Here is a 14,809-nt window from a genome sequence, read left to right on the forward strand (position 1 = left end):
TATTTTATACTATAGATTAGTATTTTAACTATAATTACAAGAGATTTAGTAAGGTTTCATAAACGAATAGTGTCATCATCTTTTCTTCATACAAAAAATCATTACACCAGTAATTAGATTATAAAAAGTACTCACTTGCTCAAATTAGGCTGATATTATCATAAGAAGTGCTCATTTCATAAGTCAACTAGGTGATTTATAAAATGAAACCGATTGCTAAAACCATAGTAGTAAACAAAGAACAGGTACTTCATAATAGCTTCAGAGCGCAACTAAATGTCTTTTCAAGGAATTATATTACAGCATTTGTATCTTTGCCTTTCCATAAAGGCATTACACGTATGAAACAACTGGCAGAAAAGAAAAAACAGCAAAATATCGGTGAATACATCGTCTATATGTACCAAATGGAAGACTTGCTCCGCTCCTATCAATTCGATATGGATGAAGTTCGTCAGTACGTCGTCTCCCATTACCCTGTATCTGAAGAGGAAAAAAATGCCACTACAGACTGGTTTGGTGAATTGGCAGAGAAAATGAAAAATGAAGGCATCAAAGACGCTGGGCATCTAGCATCCACACAAAAGGAAGTGCAAAGGTTAGCCGAGATCCATTGGGACTTGTTAAAAAAAGATAAGGAATATTTTGCCATTTACCATGAAGCAAAGCCCCATGTCATCGCGTCCATCATGGCGGCAGAAGGACAGGACATTGGCCATGAAATCCAAATCTGCATCAATGGGGTTTATGGACTTCTGCTATGCCGGCTAACAGGCAAAAAGCTCAGCTCCGAGCAAGAAAATGCTGCAAAAGCTTTTGGCAAGGTATTGAGCTATCTTAACCTTGCCTACATGGACAACGGGGACAGCTGAACCCGGAATCAATGCCGTTTAGTTAAGGGGATTTCCTTCTTTTCATATACCTAAAAGTCCTTTTTTTGATTGACTTTGGCTGGGGAAACCTGATCATCTTGGTGGATTTTATCCTTTTCCTTTTTTCCCCCGAAAGCCTTCGGGGCAGGCTATTGATGAAAAAAGAAAGAAAAAAATCTAGGCCGGTGGTATGCCTTTTAAAATGGAACATGGATTTACCCTGCGACCGAGATCCGTCACCCATTTTAATTTCCACCCGATGGCTACGACCTAAAAGTGAGTGGGTCTCGCTGTTCCACGACGCGAGCCAACTCACTTTCTTAACGGCCTCCACCATCGGCTGGAAAACAGGCATACCAAGGGCCGTCATATGGAAACAACACCTTTTTGGGACTTATTAACTGAATCCGCCTTGCAGGTATTGGGCGTTAAGAAATTAAAAAGCGGGTGGGCAAAAAGGCAGGCTTGTTTGACGAAATGCTGCCCAAGGAAAAAATATAGAACCCATATTTTCCAGATACACACTAACTAAACGGCATTGAACCCGGAATATGCATTAGCCTATCTGTTGCGACCTGAAACTGCTTCAAAATCAGCCGTTTCACTTTAGTTTTCGGCATAACCGTAGCGGTGCTACGCTAATGCCTCCAAACTAACTGATTTTCTTGCAATTTCAGCTCTCACTACGATTCCTAACGCATAATCCGGGTTGAACCATTCAATCCCCCAGCTCCATGTACTCATAAACACTCTTATAAAGCCCGTTTTCAGATACAAAGTCCAAAAACTGTTGGTAAAAAGGATGACTGCTTAATGTGCCACTATCCCCAATCACTACCAATTTCCGCTTGGCCCTGGTAAGGGCGACATTCATCCTTCTTGTATCTGCCAAAAAACCAATTTCTCCCTCTTCATTTGACCGAACCAAACTGATCAAGACCACATCCCGCTCCTGGCCTTGGAAACCATCTATGGTACCAATGGTCACCACATCAGAGAGCTCCCTCAGCCCTTCATATGCGGCTCCCTCTTCCATCAGTTCCGTCAGCTTTTTCACTTGGGCTTTATACGGCGAAATCACCCCAATGGTATATTGCTGCTCCTGAAAACGCCCTACCCCAATTCGCTCCAGCAACTTCTCCAGCAATCCCAAACCAAAGCGTGCTTCTTCGGTATTCAGCTTGCTGAGCTAGTCCTTTTCCAAGTGTTCCCCAAAACCACTGCCCGCCGTATCGATGAACTCCATCACCGGTTCTTCATTGCTCAAGCAATGGGCATCGGTCAATGCCGCCGCTTCCAATTGCCCTTGATAGAAATATTCACTTGAAAACCGCATGATCAGCTCCGGCATTCGGTACTGCACCTTTAGCATCCAACTGGCCGCCGGCTGACGTTCGATGACTTTTTCGAACAAGGTTTCGCTCAAGCCTTCCTTACTTGCTTCATACGATTTTATGGTTGGTGGCAGCTGGCAGTGATCTCCTGCCATGACTACTTTCTTTGCCTTCATAACGGGAATCCAGGAAGCTGGCTCCAGGCCTTGCGCAGCCTCATCGATAAACACCACAGGGAACTCCATCCCTTTTAGGGCAGTATGACTGGCACCTACCAGTGTAGTAGCGATCACTTGGTTTTGCTGAAAGACATCATACAATATATAATCTTCCAAATGCCTTGCGGCCTCTTTGACCTTTGATGCCTCCGCAAATAACTGCTTTCGCTGCTGGCGTTCGGCAGCCCCAAAATTTCGCTTATATTTCCTTCCCAGCTTGCGGTATTCCTCCGCAGACTTACGCAATTTCTTTAAATCCCTAAAGCTACTATGCTGTGCTATTTGGGCATCCAGTGTCTGTTCCAAAATCTGATCATCGACCCTTGCCGGATGCCCTAAGCGCAAAGTCGATACCCCTTTTGCCAGGAGCTTTTCGACCAACAGATCCACTGCGGCATTACTGGGCGCACAGACCATCACTTGAGGGTATTGCTGTAACGTCTCTCTGATCGCTTGCACCATCGTAGTGGTCTTGCCAGTGCCTGGAGGACCGTGCACCAAGGCTACGTCTTGCGCTGCCAGTACGTTTTTTACCGCTTCCACCTGACTGTGATTTAGGTGAGAGGCCTCTAAAGCCAAAGGCAATCCAGCAGAAAATGAAGCCGCATCCTGTCCCAACAGGACATCCCTTAGCTGTCCAAGCCTTCCGCCACCTGCCTTGATCACCTGCTGCATCGCATAGTCCATTTCTCGATAACTTGCCTCATCGAAATGCAAGTCAACCCCTAGCTTCCCGTCTTGCAGCCAGTCCGGCCATTCATTCCCCATCAAGGTAATGACCATGGTATTTTTCTTTACCAAATTGACCACGCCATTTGTCCGTAATGGCGCACCCTCCGAAAAATTAGAAAACAAGGAGACCGTCTTTCCGGATTGAAAGCCATGCGAAAGACGGGTATCTCCCCTTTCTACCTCTACTATCAACCGGTCTCCCAGTCCCACTTTGGTCTTCGTCACCTGTACGGGATACCAGCAAATCCCTTCTTTCTGCTTGTCGGCAATAGAAGCACTGAGTGTCTTGAGCCGATACTGCTCGAGGTCTTCTTTCCACTCTTTCTTTAAAAGTTGTAAAGTTATTTTTAATTCTTCCTGTATTCTCGACATCAATGGTTATTTTTAATATTCAAAACTAATGTAATTAGACAAAGTAATCAGGTATTTAAATCGATTTTCAACAGTGAATTTTTTGGCGCATGCATATCTCTCTTTTGACCGTCCCAAAGTTTTATTAGGAAACTTTATAGGGGATTTCGTACGTGGTAATCTGGAGGAACAATTTGAACCTGAGATTGCTCTGGGCGTCCATCTTCACCGGGAAATAGACCATTACACGGATACTCACCCGGTAGTAAAGGAAGCGCAGGAAATGCTAAAACCCATCTACAAGCGCTATTCCCTAGTGATTACCGATGTCTATTTTGACTATTTTTTGAGTAAATACTGGAATGAATACGATGACAGAAGCGTTCAGGATTTTTCGCAACAAGTCTATTCCATCATAGAAAAAAACGAAGAAAAGCTCCCAAAAAGCTTTTTACAGCTCTTCCACCACATGAAAAAGGGAAACTGGCTCGTGGCCTACGGAACCTTGGACGGTATGAAATCCACCTTGACAGGTATCTCTAAACTTACTAGTTTTGACTCCAAAATGGGATCAGCCCACCTGTTTCTCCAGCAACACGAGCAAACACTAAAGGGATATTTTGACCGTTTCTTCCCTGATTTGATCACTTTCTCCAAAGATAAGCTGGAGGAACTAAGCAACGATTATGATTCACTGTAAACCAAAACGATCCACTTATATATCATTGGGGATAGTAGTTGCTATCCTCTTTGCAGGATTGAGCTATATACTGCATGATTTCAGCACTATCAGGACGTACGGATTGACATTTCACCTTATTAGTGCCAGTATCCTTACGGTGGTACTTCTTATGCTATTGGTAAAAATGATGGCCGGATACCGTTTTGTCTCTGCGGGCAAAGGCAACATAACCGTAAGGCTGCCACTTAGAGGAATGAAAAAACACTACACCCTGGCGGACATCTTGGTGTGGCAGGAAGAAATTGTACACGCTAACAAAAAGGAGTTCAGGCAATTGACCATTGTTTTTGATGACAAAAACTCCATCAGTATCAGTAACCACGAACACATCAACTACGTCGAGCTGTACCGATACCTGGTCAAAAAAGTACCTAAGAAAAAAGTCAAGCCCTGAGAAAATATCAAGTACAAGGTATAAAGTACGAAGACGGAAGAATGACAAAATAGAGGATTGAATAATGAATACAGAATTCTAAATGCTCAATATCGAAGAAATGATCGGGACAATGACAGGGTCCCCCCTTTCGTTGTCCCGATACCTGTCTCAAGTCTCACGTCTCCTGCCTCACTTCTTGACACTTATATCTCTTTTCAATGCTTCCAGTCGTGCTGGTCGATGTTTTCCAGGCAGCCATTGAGCAATTGGATACTTGCTGCTATGTCCTTTTTATTGGCCATTTCGATAACTTGGTGCATGTGCCTGGTAGGGATGGATATCGCTCCGGCGATAGCTCCTTGTTTGCCCATTCGCTGCACCCCTGCGGTATCTGTTCCGCCAGCGGTAAGGATTTCAGGTTGCCATTTGATCTGGTTGCTGTCGGCGGTCTTTTTCATAAAGTCCACCATTCGATAATCACAGATGGTCATGGCATCCATGATTTTAATGGCAGTCCCTTTACCAAGTTCGGTCACCTTTTCATGGGGAGAAGCGCCCGGTACATCAAATGCAATAGTGGTATCAAGGGCAATCCCAAAATCCGGATTGACACCATGGGCGGCCACATTGGCACCGCGAAGCCCTACCTCTTCTTGGACGGTAAAGGTGGCATAAACATCGTAAGGAGGGTTTTTGACGGTTTTTAACGCCTCTATCAAAATAAAAACAGCTACCCGATTATCGATAGACTTGCAGTTTACACAGTCCCCCATCTCTATTAGTTCGCGGTCTCTGGTCACAGAATCTCCCACTTGGACGTATTGCTCCACCTCATCCTTGGGCATCCCCAAGTCTATAAAATAATCGGTCGTCTTGGGAAGTTTGTTTCGCTCTTCGGGTGTCATGACATGGATCGGCTTGCTGCCCATCACCCCTACCAAGTCTTTCTTACCATGCACAATCACCCTTTGGGCGGTCAGGGTCTTCGGATCAAAACCTCCCAGCGTATGGAACCTCAAGAAGCCATTGTCATCTACATGTGTGACGATGAACCCAATCTCATCCATATGTGCCGCTACCATCACTCGCTTTCCATCTGGATTTTTACTCCCTTTTTTGATGGCGATGACATTACCGATATTATCTACCTTCACCTCATCCACCAACGGCGTCACTTCTTGAATGACCAAGTCCCTGATTCTCTTTTCAAAACCAGGCGCACCGGCAACCTCACAAACTTGCTTTAACAGTCCAGTATTGATACTCATATTTTTATGGTTTGATTTTTTATCATGTAATTTGGCAGGCCTCAAAATACAAAAAGGCCATCATAACGACGGCCTTTCTGATAAATATTTTAAGGTAAATCAGTACGCTCTGACCACTTTTCCCTCCATGAAGTTGACAAAGGATTTGTTGACCACTTTCATGCCCCCTTCCGTAGGGAAATCACCGGTAAAGTACCAGTCTCCCAAATGCTCCGGACAAGCTCTATTGAGATTTTCCACTGTTTGGTAGATCACCTTTACTTCTGCATTGATCTGATCCATAGTGATAATATCGGCTATTTTATCCGAAACTTGCTGCGGAGTAAATTTATCATAGATTTCTTTGACAAAGTTTTCTTCAGCATCAGGATTGGCCACGCACTTGTCATACACTTCATCCAAAATGTATTGCTGCCCCGTCTCCTCCAACAGCTTTAACGCTGCTCGGAAGGCAATGAACTCACGCATCTTGGACATATCGATACCGTAACAATCAGGATAGCGAATCTGCGGCGCTGAGGAAACGACAATGATCCGTTTTGGCTTCAGCTTATCCAGCGTAGTCAAGATACTTTTTTCCAAAGTGGTCCCTCTTACAATACTGTCATCTAACACCACAATGGTATCCACCCCTGAGCGGATCACCTCATAGGTGGTATCATATACATTGGCCACCATGACGTCCCGGTCATTATCATTGGTGATAAATGTCCTCAGCTTGACATCTTTTGCGACCAGTTTTTCGACTCGGGGCCGGAAACTCAATAAGTCTTCAATGTTTTCGAGATGGGGTTTTCCTTCCAATAGGATTTCCCGTCTCTTGGCGCTCAGGTAATCTTCCAGCCCTTCGATAAGCCCAAGGAAAGCAGTCTCTGCTGTATTGGGGATGTATGAAAATACGGTGTTTTTTAGATCAAAATCGATCGTCTTTAGGATCTGGGGGATCAGGGCTTTTCCGAGTTGTTTTCTTTCCCTATAAATATCCGGATCGGTACCCCTTGAAAAATAGATTCTTTCGAATGAACAGGACTTTTTCTCCAGTGCCGGCATAATTTCATGTTCGCCGTACGAACCGTCCTTATTGACAATCAATGCATGGCCTGGCTGTATTTCTTTGATAGAAGTGTAATCAATATTGAATGCTGACTTGATGGCCGGTTTTTCGGAAGCAATGACGACAATCTCATCATCTGCGTAATAATAGGCCGGTCTGATGCCCGAAGGATCCCTTACTACAAAGCTGGCACCGTTTCCAATGATGCCTGCCATAGCATATCCACCATCAAAATCCCTACAGGATCTTCTCAAGATCCTTGCTACATCCAGTTCCCGTTCGATCACTTCTGTGATCTCATTATTCGAATATTCTCCTTTGTACTTATTGAAAATCCGCTGGTTCTCCTCATCTACGAAATGGCCGATTTTTTCCATTACGGTCACTGTATCTGTCTGCTCTTTCGGGTGCTGCCCTAGCTCTACCAACTTCCCAAACAGCTCCTCCACATTGGTCATATTGAAGTTACCTGCCATCACCAAGTTCCTACTCCTCCAGTTATTCTGCCTCAAAAAGGGGTGACATGTCTCAATGCTGTTTTCTCCGTGGGTACCATATCGCAAATGCCCCAACCAAACTTCACCCGAAAAGGCCACATTGTCCTTGACCCAGTCGGCATTCTTCAGCCCTTCTTCTCCTCCTTGTTTATTTGCTTTTCGAAACTTCTTGGATACTTTTCCGAAGATATAGTTGACTGCTTGCGGGTCCACAGACCTGTACCGGCTAATGTACCGGGTACCGGGCTTGGTGTTAATTTTAATGTTTGCAATTCCTGCACCATCTTGGCCCCTGTTGATTTGCTTTTGCATCAGTACATAAAGCCTGTTTGCAGCATACATCGGTGTACCATATTTATCAATATAGTATTGAAGGGGCTTGCGGAGCCTGATCATGGCTATGCCGCATTCGTGTTTGATTTGATCACTCATCGGGTATTTGCAAGTAGTATTTTATGTAACAAAGTTAAACCTTTTTTATTAGTTTCTCCCAAATGTCAGGAGGCTTTAATAACCCTTTTCACTAAAGAAAAATTCCTTCTTGCAAAATTTGTCTCCAAAAATACATTTTTCGAAAAAATTATATTTCGACATGACCACATTCCCTTCATTTGTAGAAAGCCACACAAAACCTAACCTAAAAATAATTGTTCCTACATCTATTTTTAAAAAATAGTACTTAAGACCAGTTTACTCATTCCCAAAGGGGGTATTTCTCCAAGCTCACTTCTCTTCCAAAGAACAATCGGGTGGTACTTTCGAAAGACGGGGTATAGTCTGAAACCAAAAAACGGTCCTTCTTCTTTTGCCCTTGGCTCAAAAGACCCTGGGATGTCAAATACTCCTTAGTTGTCTTGGCAATCACTTCAGAACTGTCGATCACCTCTACTTCGCCATTATACAATTCATCTATCTGTGGCTTGATCAACGGATAATGGGTACATCCCAAAATCAAGGCATCAATATTGGCCAGCTCCTCATCATCCAAATAAGTCTTGATGATCTCCTTACTGATCCGGTTACTGTGAAAGCCCTCCTCTATCATCGGGGCCAAAAGCGGCGTGGCCAAAGAAGAGAAAGTCACCCCACTTTCGAGCGCTTCTATTTTATGCCGGTAGACACCTGAATTTACCGTTTGCTTAGTCCCGATCAAGCCGACATGCTTACCTGCAAGGCACTGGTCCACATAGCCTACTACCGGCTCTATCACATCCAACACAACTGCCCTAGAAGCCACATAAGCCTTCACCAGTTCAAATGCAGCCGCTGATGCTGAATTACACGCAATGAGAATGACTTTACAATTGGCCCTGAGAAGTACATCCGCTATTTTTACCGAATAAGCTTGGATAGCAGCTGTGCTCTTGTCGCCATAGGGAAGATGGGCTGTGTCTCCAAAATAAACCATTTGTTCCCCTGGTAGCAGTTTTTTCACGGCCCGAGCCACTGTCAAACCTCCAATTCCACTATCAAAAATCCCTATAGGAGAAGTTTCTTGCATATTTAAATGGTAAAAGCTACTGAATGAGTTTTGAATCCGCTGCAAAATTATAAAAAAAGATCCCTCAAGCGCACGTGCTCGAGGGAAAATTGCAAGCAAAGAGTTATAATTTTAGTTAAGTTATTAGGTCCAAGATAAAAGAAAATAATAAAATCCACAAACCAAACCCTGCTCTTTTTTAGCTATTCCACATTTTGGGGAACTCCGCCCCATCCTACCTTCTTTGCCCAGCTCATAACAGCTAAAAACATGTGATTCAAGACATTCTAATCGGTTTGGTCTGATTTTGGCTGTTTTCCCAATACGCTTGAGAGAGGTTTAAGAATGGCTAGTTCCTAAACTACACCTTGAGCATTAACAAGCCCTATTATGAAAGTAACATTGTTCACATACTTCTTGATGTTGTCCCTGATGACAGGATGTTCAAATGCACCGAACATCGTACCTTCGCCTACCTCGGAAAATAGCGAAAACTGTACTCCTGAACCACGGACCGATATAAAAAACATTGATAGGGAAAAGCTTCCGGGTCCCATCGCAAATGTATTAAATAATAACAGTGTTTTTGCTGGTTTGAAAATGGTAAAAGCCACCAAAATCTCAGACAAAAACAAGGTTTTCTATAACTTGGCTTTTGAAGATGAAGAAAAGTTCATCATCCGAGCAAAGTTCAATAAAAAAGGGCAACTGATCCCTTACGATAGTCAGCCTATCGAAGTGGCCCAACCATAACAACACTGCTCCAAAGAAGACCTATACCGTATAAAATCACTTGGGTCGTATGACCAAAAACCGGTATTTTGTTTACATTTCACCAATACTCAATTGATAAATACCATTTATTATAAAAAAATAATTTATACCCAAGCCTCTAAAAATAACAAAAAAAGAGTGATAAAAAGCACTATTCCTCATAAGTACTTAATTCCTTTGCTATCAATGGAAAAAGCCCCATTTTTTTTATTAAAAGCTTAAATAAATATTATATATTTTAGCGGAAACAAACTTCTCCAAAAGTAACAGCCCAAAGATCGTTGTCCCTAAGATCACACACGAAAGCAAACACCGACAGTAGAAAAAAGGCAACGTATAATTTATGGCACAGTTTCAGCTGTGTAGCACTGTTATAGAATTTATACTTATGGCAAATGCAAAGATACTTCTAATTGAAGATGATTTGACCTATTCCAAAATCATCAAAAATTTTCTTGAAAAAAATGATTATCAGGTGGACCAAACTGCCAAAATCACCGAGGCTTTTTTGATGTTGGAAAAGGCATCCTATGACCTGATCATTACAGATTACAGGCTACCGGATGGAACGGGAATGGAAGTTCTGGAAAAAATTGTCCATAACAAAAAAAACACCCGGGTTATCCTTATAACCAATTACTCGGACATCCGTACGGCTGTACGTTCCATGAAACTTGGTGCTATTGAATACATCACCAAACCTGTTAATCCAGACGAGCTCTTGGCCACGGTAAATGAAGCGATGAAATCCCCACCTACCCGCGGGGTACCTGAGGAGGACGATCCCAAGACAAAAACCACCAAACAGCCAGCAAAACCTAACCAGGCCAATGTGGACACCGGTGCCTATGTGGTGGGCAAAAGCCCTGAGTCTCTTCAACTAGAGCAGTACATCTCGCTCGTGGCCCCTACCGAAATGAGCGTGGTCGTTTTGGGTGAAAGCGGCACGGGCAAGGAATTCATTTCGAAACGTATTCATGAAAAGTCAAACCGTAGCCAAGGTCCTTTTGTAGCAATTGACTGTGGATCACTGTCCAAAGAACTCGCAGGAAGTGAGCTGTTTGGCCACGTAAAAGGCGCTTTTACTGGAGCACTGGACAATAAAACAGGGCATTTTGAAATGGCCAATGGCGGCACCATCTTCTTGGACGAAATCGGGAATTTAAGTTATGAGGTTCAAATCAAACTTCTCCGGGCAATCCAAGAACGGAAAATCAGGAAAATCGGAGGGACTAAGGACATTCCTATCGATGTCAGGATCATTGTCGCTACCAATGAAGATCTCGCCAATGCCTCCAGAAGCGGAGAGTTTCGTGAAGACCTTTATCACCGCCTCAACGAATTCAGCCTTAAATCCACCCCACTTAGAGAACGTGGCGGGGACCTTTTCCATTATGCAGAAATCTTCCTGAAAGATGCCAATGCTTCTTTGGGCAAAGACATTCTCGGCTTCAGTGATGAAGTCAAGGAAATCTTCAAAACCTATAGCTGGCCGGGCAATCTCAGGGAATTGAAAAACATCATCAAAAGAGCGGTACTGCTGACGACAGAGGACTATATTCACAAAGAAGCACTCCCTGTGGACTTACTCCTTCCAGAAAATTCCAGCTCACAGAACAGCAGCACAAAGGACCTCAAGTCCTCCTTCGAAGTTCAGGAAAAGGCCATGATCATAAAAACACTCAACGAGGTAAAACACAATAAATCAAAAGCTGCCAAAATACTGAACATCGATCGAAAAACACTGTACAATAAAATCGAAAAATACGGCATAGACTGATACTCTACTCTCGTAACACTGATCAAGAGACCTTTGTAAACAACTGGTAATCGATCAATATCTGATCGAGCACAACAAGGGTCTCTTTTTTTATTTTTTCTACCATTACACTGGCATTGGACGTATTTCCTTCTTTCAGATCATACTCCAAGCCCCTGGCAAGCACACTGGATTTAATCTTTAACTGCCCTAGCCTGCTCCCCAGTTTATGCGCCACTTCTAGTAACTGCTCCCAGTTTTCATCATCACAATAATGGTCCATCTCGATCAAATCATTACTGGTGCTGGAGCAAAAATCTATCAGAACTTCTTTAAGCATTGCCTCCTCGCCCATACAGAATTTCTCAATATCGTCTACTGCATAATCACGCTTGCTCGGAAAGCCCTGAGTCGACGTTTCTATGGCCCCATTTTCGTCATGGGGAATTGTCTCTAGGTCAAGTAACTCACCGATTTTTTTCACAAGGTCAAACTCTTTAAAAGGCTTGAGGACGATAGCATCAAACCCAGCATCAGAAAGCTCATCTTTTTCTTTGGCAAAGACATTGGCGGTAATGGCTATAGTCGGCAAATCCGCATAGCCATAGTTGTTCTTTAACAACCGCAAGGCATCATACCCTGTGACTTCGGGCATTTGAACATCTAATACAGCAAGATCAAGGGGAACTTTGTCAAAGTCGTCCCGCATGCTTACCCCTCCCAAATAATCATACACTTTTGCCCCATTGCTCTCTAAGAGTAACTTGGCAAACTTCAGCCCGACAGCATCATCATCCACCAATAAAACGCGCAGTCCATTGAGGCTAAACCAATTGCTCGCTTCTTGGGCCTTAACCGGCGCCTCCACTTGCTCCACAGGAATCCTTACGCTGAAAGTAGTACCTTCCCCTACATTGCTTTCCAGCTCTATTTTACCCTTTAGCAAGTCCAACATTCGTTTTACAATGGCCAGTCCTAAACCCGTCCCTCCATACCTTCTATTGATCGAACCATCTCCTTGGTTAAATTCCTTAAAGATATTGTCCTTAAATTCTTCGGTCATCCCAATGCCAGTATCCTTCACCTCTACCAAAAGGTAATCACTTTCATGGACGATACTTACCGCCACGCTCCCATCCTCGGTAAACTTTAGTGCGTTGCTGATCAAGTTGTTCAGGATCTGTCTTATCCTAAGCTCATCACCTGAAAACCACTTGTTCTTAGGTAGAGCTATGTCCCATGCAAAATCGATTTGCTTCTCTTTTGCCCTCAGTTCGAATGAATTCTTGATGGCCTTAAACAACTTATGTGGATTAAAGGGCATGTTTTGGATAGTGATCTTCCCTGCCTCCAACTTGGACAAGTCCAAAATATCATTGACAATACCAGATAAGGTTTCGGCAGCAAAACCTACCATATTCACATAATCTGTCTGGTCTTTGTCAAGTGAGGTTTTACGAATAGCTTCGTTGTACCCTTGGATAGCATGTAGTGGGTTTCGGATCTCGTGGCTCATATTGGCCAAAAAATTCTGCTTGGCCTTCGCCAGCTTATCTGACCTTAATTTAGCCTGCTCCAGTTCAAACCGATAATTCTCATCCTTATTGATCTCTGTCAGAATGCTATAAATAAAAGCCGAAGACCCGACGATTCCCACAAAAATGATCACCCCTAACAGGATCGCTACATCAAAAGCAAGATCGTACAACGACTCGTTTTTTTGCTCCACTTCTGCTAAGGCGTCATACTGCAAATTAGAGATGACGGTCTGTGTATCCTCTATCAATGCCCTGTTTTTCTCATTGAGTTCTTTTTCTAACTGGGCCAGATTAGATCTCAAGTGCTGCTCTTCATAGTTGATATTGATCAAGAATTGCTTTACAGCATAAAGGACAGAATCCGAATAACTCGTACTGCTTTGACTAATGGTATCTTCCGTGTCTATTTCAGGCCTAAACTGCTGAAACATATCCCGAAGGTTTTCCATCTCTGCCTCTGACATCAGGTTTCCATCCTTGTAATTTGCCTCTACATCTGTCTTTTTTTGGTTGGAAGTATCCAAACGACGGTTTGCTCGTCTGATTTTGTGATCAAACCTGATTTTACCCAAACTTTGTAATCGGTTGATCTCTTCTTGTCGCTTGATCTTGGTTTCCAGATTTTTCAGGGCTTCCCTACTAAAATTCCTGTTGATCAAGTTATGTTTCACCTCACGAAGTCCATTGTACACCACCACCAATTCATTGATGTTATAGTTAATTTGTTTAAGGTGGTTGAGCTCCACGGTATCATTGGCATATTGCTCTAGGAGGTTGAGTTTTTTCTCTATTTTGTCCAAGTAATTGACAGCGACGGAAGTGTCACTTTCAGCCTCAAAATTACCCTTCACCTTATCCAGTTGATATACATCAGCTAAAAGGGAATTAAGCTCTTGCATGCGGTCACTCGGCTCAGAAAGTGTCTCCACTGTATCCAATAGCCTGTTAAGGCTAAAATAGGTCACCGCTCCCACGCTGAGCACTAGCATAATGGCGAGCATAAATCCTATGACCACCTTTTTCCTCGCCTTATGTGTCGTTTCTGTTGATTTCACAATACCCTGAATTTCAGCAAAGATTTACACAAAAACAATACCACCTATACTTCCTTTGCATCTTCTATCAAAACATCTTCCATCACCCTCTCGAAAGCACAATAAGCTGCAAAAAACGACAAAGGAATACTGATAAAAATCCCGACAAACAATACCATTCCCACGACATTTAGCGCAATAAGTGCCAAAACCAGCAGAAAAAACTTCCACCAATTTTTGGTCACCAATCTCCTGCTGTATTCAAGCGATTCCCAAAAATCCAAGCCAGCAAAAACATGTAAAAGGATGGCCATCGAATACCCCACCATTAAGTAAATTCCGGGTACAACAAAGAGAATAAGGCCTATAGAAACCAGAACTTGCCCAATTAGCCAAATCAATATTATAGGTATATAATAGGAAAAACCTTTAAAAAAATCTGTATAGACCACTTTTTCTTCAGATTTCAATTGGTTGGCTACCAAATAAAAACCGGAGAATAACGGTCCAGCCAAAAATATACTGAACAGGAGCGCATACTCTTTCAAATAAATAACAAACAGGAGTTCCAGTGAAATAATGAAGCCTGTATACCCCATTGCAAAGAGCGGTTGCTTTTTAAACAACTCCCACCCCTCTTTAAAAACTTCCTGAATATCAAAATCATAGCCCCTTTCAATGAGCTTATTAAGCTGTAACTTCGTCATAGGTGATAGCCAATAAATCAAGCGATAAAGTGCAAATCTCTAATAAAAATTCGAATATCACCATTTTATCACA

11 protein-coding genes and 1 pseudogene are annotated in these 14,809 nt (G+C 42.9%); 5 read left to right on the forward strand and 7 right to left on the reverse strand.

Translation table 11 applies throughout. The features are described 5' to 3' along the window. Window positions 1–341 precede the first annotated feature (341 nt). Entirely contained in the window at window positions 342–872 is a 531-nt protein-coding gene (locus DN752_RS06370; protein WP_112786448.1) for a DUF4924 family protein, read from the forward strand. Window positions 873–894: 22 nt separating this feature from the next. Here DN752_RS06370 and DN752_RS06375 read toward each other — a convergent pair whose 3' ends face one another. Together DN752_RS06375 and DN752_RS06380 are read right to left on the reverse strand one after the other, a co-directional pair. Next, a complete protein-coding gene (locus tag DN752_RS06375; RefSeq protein ID WP_162633140.1) occupies window positions 895–1,227 on the reverse strand; it encodes a hypothetical protein in 333 nt (110 codons plus the stop codon). Between the two features lie 363 nt (window positions 1,228–1,590). After that, window positions 1,591–3,528: pseudogene (locus DN752_RS06380) on the reverse strand (IGHMBP2 family helicase). Between the two features lie 73 nt (window positions 3,529–3,601). On the opposite strand from DN752_RS06380, the gene DN752_RS06385 reads away from it, so the two are divergent. Both DN752_RS06385 and DN752_RS06390 read left to right on the forward strand, forming a co-directional pair. Further along, on the forward strand, window positions 3,602–4,207 hold the full coding sequence (locus tag DN752_RS06385) for an acyl carrier protein phosphodiesterase (RefSeq protein ID WP_112783173.1): 606 nt from the start codon (window positions 3,602–3,604) through the stop codon (window positions 4,205–4,207). Then, window positions 4,194–4,643 carry a hypothetical protein gene (locus DN752_RS06390; RefSeq protein WP_112783174.1) on the forward strand — a complete coding sequence of 150 codons (450 nt, stop codon included), beginning with the start codon at window positions 4,194–4,196 and terminating at the stop codon, window positions 4,641–4,643. The genes DN752_RS06385 and DN752_RS06390 overlap by 14 nt, the downstream gene beginning before the upstream one ends. A gap of 197 nt (window positions 4,644–4,840) precedes the next feature. Here DN752_RS06390 and DN752_RS06395 read toward each other — a convergent pair whose 3' ends face one another. The 3 genes from DN752_RS06395 to murI all read right to left on the reverse strand — a co-directional run bounded on the left by DN752_RS06395 (window position 4,841) and on the right by murI (window position 8,945). Further along, entirely contained in the window at window positions 4,841–5,893 is a 1,053-nt protein-coding gene (locus tag DN752_RS06395; protein WP_112786449.1) for a M42 family metallopeptidase, read from the reverse strand. Window positions 5,894–5,992: 99 nt separating this feature from the next. Beyond that, window positions 5,993–7,876, reverse strand: a complete 1,884-nt coding sequence (locus DN752_RS06400) for an amidophosphoribosyltransferase (RefSeq protein ID WP_112783175.1) — start codon at window positions 7,874–7,876, stop codon at window positions 5,993–5,995. A gap of 262 nt (window positions 7,877–8,138) precedes the next feature. Continuing rightward, the gene (gene murI / locus DN752_RS06405) at window positions 8,139–8,945 is read right to left on the reverse strand and encodes a glutamate racemase (RefSeq protein ID WP_112783176.1); all 807 of its coding nucleotides are present in this window, start codon (window positions 8,943–8,945) and stop codon (window positions 8,139–8,141) included. Between the two features lie 369 nt (window positions 8,946–9,314). Here murI and DN752_RS06410 point away from each other — a divergent pair, with 369 nt between their 5' ends. Together DN752_RS06410 and DN752_RS06415 are read left to right on the forward strand one after the other, a co-directional pair. Beyond that, the gene (locus DN752_RS06410; protein WP_162633141.1) at window positions 9,315–9,677 is read left to right on the forward strand and encodes a hypothetical protein; all 363 of its coding nucleotides are present in this window, start codon (window positions 9,315–9,317) and stop codon (window positions 9,675–9,677) included. Window positions 9,678–10,086: 409 nt separating this feature from the next. After that, the gene (locus tag DN752_RS06415) at window positions 10,087–11,478 is read left to right on the forward strand and encodes a sigma-54-dependent transcriptional regulator (protein ID WP_112783178.1); all 1,392 of its coding nucleotides are present in this window, start codon (window positions 10,087–10,089) and stop codon (window positions 11,476–11,478) included. A 22-nt stretch (window positions 11,479–11,500) separates the two neighbouring features. Here DN752_RS06415 and DN752_RS06420 read toward each other — a convergent pair whose 3' ends face one another. Then, window positions 11,501–14,050, reverse strand: a complete 2,550-nt coding sequence (locus tag DN752_RS06420) for a hybrid sensor histidine kinase/response regulator (protein WP_112783179.1) — start codon at window positions 14,048–14,050, stop codon at window positions 11,501–11,503. 44 nt (window positions 14,051–14,094) lie between these two features. Beyond that, window positions 14,095–14,736, reverse strand: a complete 642-nt coding sequence (locus DN752_RS06425) for a DUF975 family protein (RefSeq protein ID WP_112783180.1) — start codon at window positions 14,734–14,736, stop codon at window positions 14,095–14,097. Between the last annotated feature and the right edge of the window lie 73 nt (window positions 14,737–14,809).

Source organism: Echinicola strongylocentroti, from assembly GCF_003260975.1.
Taxonomy (GTDB): domain Bacteria; phylum Bacteroidota; class Bacteroidia; order Cytophagales; family Cyclobacteriaceae; genus Echinicola; species Echinicola strongylocentroti.

Excerpts from the sequence above, each read along its gene's own strand:
- DN752_RS06370 (WP_112786448.1), top strand. The coding sequence starts at position 342 with ATGAAACAACTGGCAGAAAAGAAAAAACAGCAAAATATCGGTGAATAC.
- DN752_RS06415 (WP_112783178.1), top strand. The coding sequence starts at position 10,087 with ATGGCAAATGCAAAGATACTTCTAATTGAAGATGATTTGACCTATTCC.
- murI (WP_112783176.1), bottom strand. The coding sequence starts at position 8,945 with ATGCAAGAAACTTCTCCTATAGGGATTTTTGATAGTGGAATTGGAGGT.
- DN752_RS06375 (WP_162633140.1), bottom strand. The coding sequence starts at position 1,227 with ATGCCTGTTTTCCAGCCGATGGTGGAGGCCGTTAAGAAAGTGAGTTGG.
- DN752_RS06390 (WP_112783174.1), top strand. The coding sequence starts at position 4,194 with ATGATTCACTGTAAACCAAAACGATCCACTTATATATCATTGGGGATA.
- DN752_RS06400 (WP_112783175.1), bottom strand. The coding sequence starts at position 7,876 with ATGAGTGATCAAATCAAACACGAATGCGGCATAGCCATGATCAGGCTC.
- DN752_RS06410 (WP_162633141.1), top strand. The coding sequence starts at position 9,315 with ATGAAAGTAACATTGTTCACATACTTCTTGATGTTGTCCCTGATGACA.
- DN752_RS06425 (WP_112783180.1), bottom strand. The coding sequence starts at position 14,736 with ATGACGAAGTTACAGCTTAATAAGCTCATTGAAAGGGGCTATGATTTT.
- DN752_RS06395 (WP_112786449.1), bottom strand. The coding sequence starts at position 5,893 with ATGAGTATCAATACTGGACTGTTAAAGCAAGTTTGTGAGGTTGCCGGT.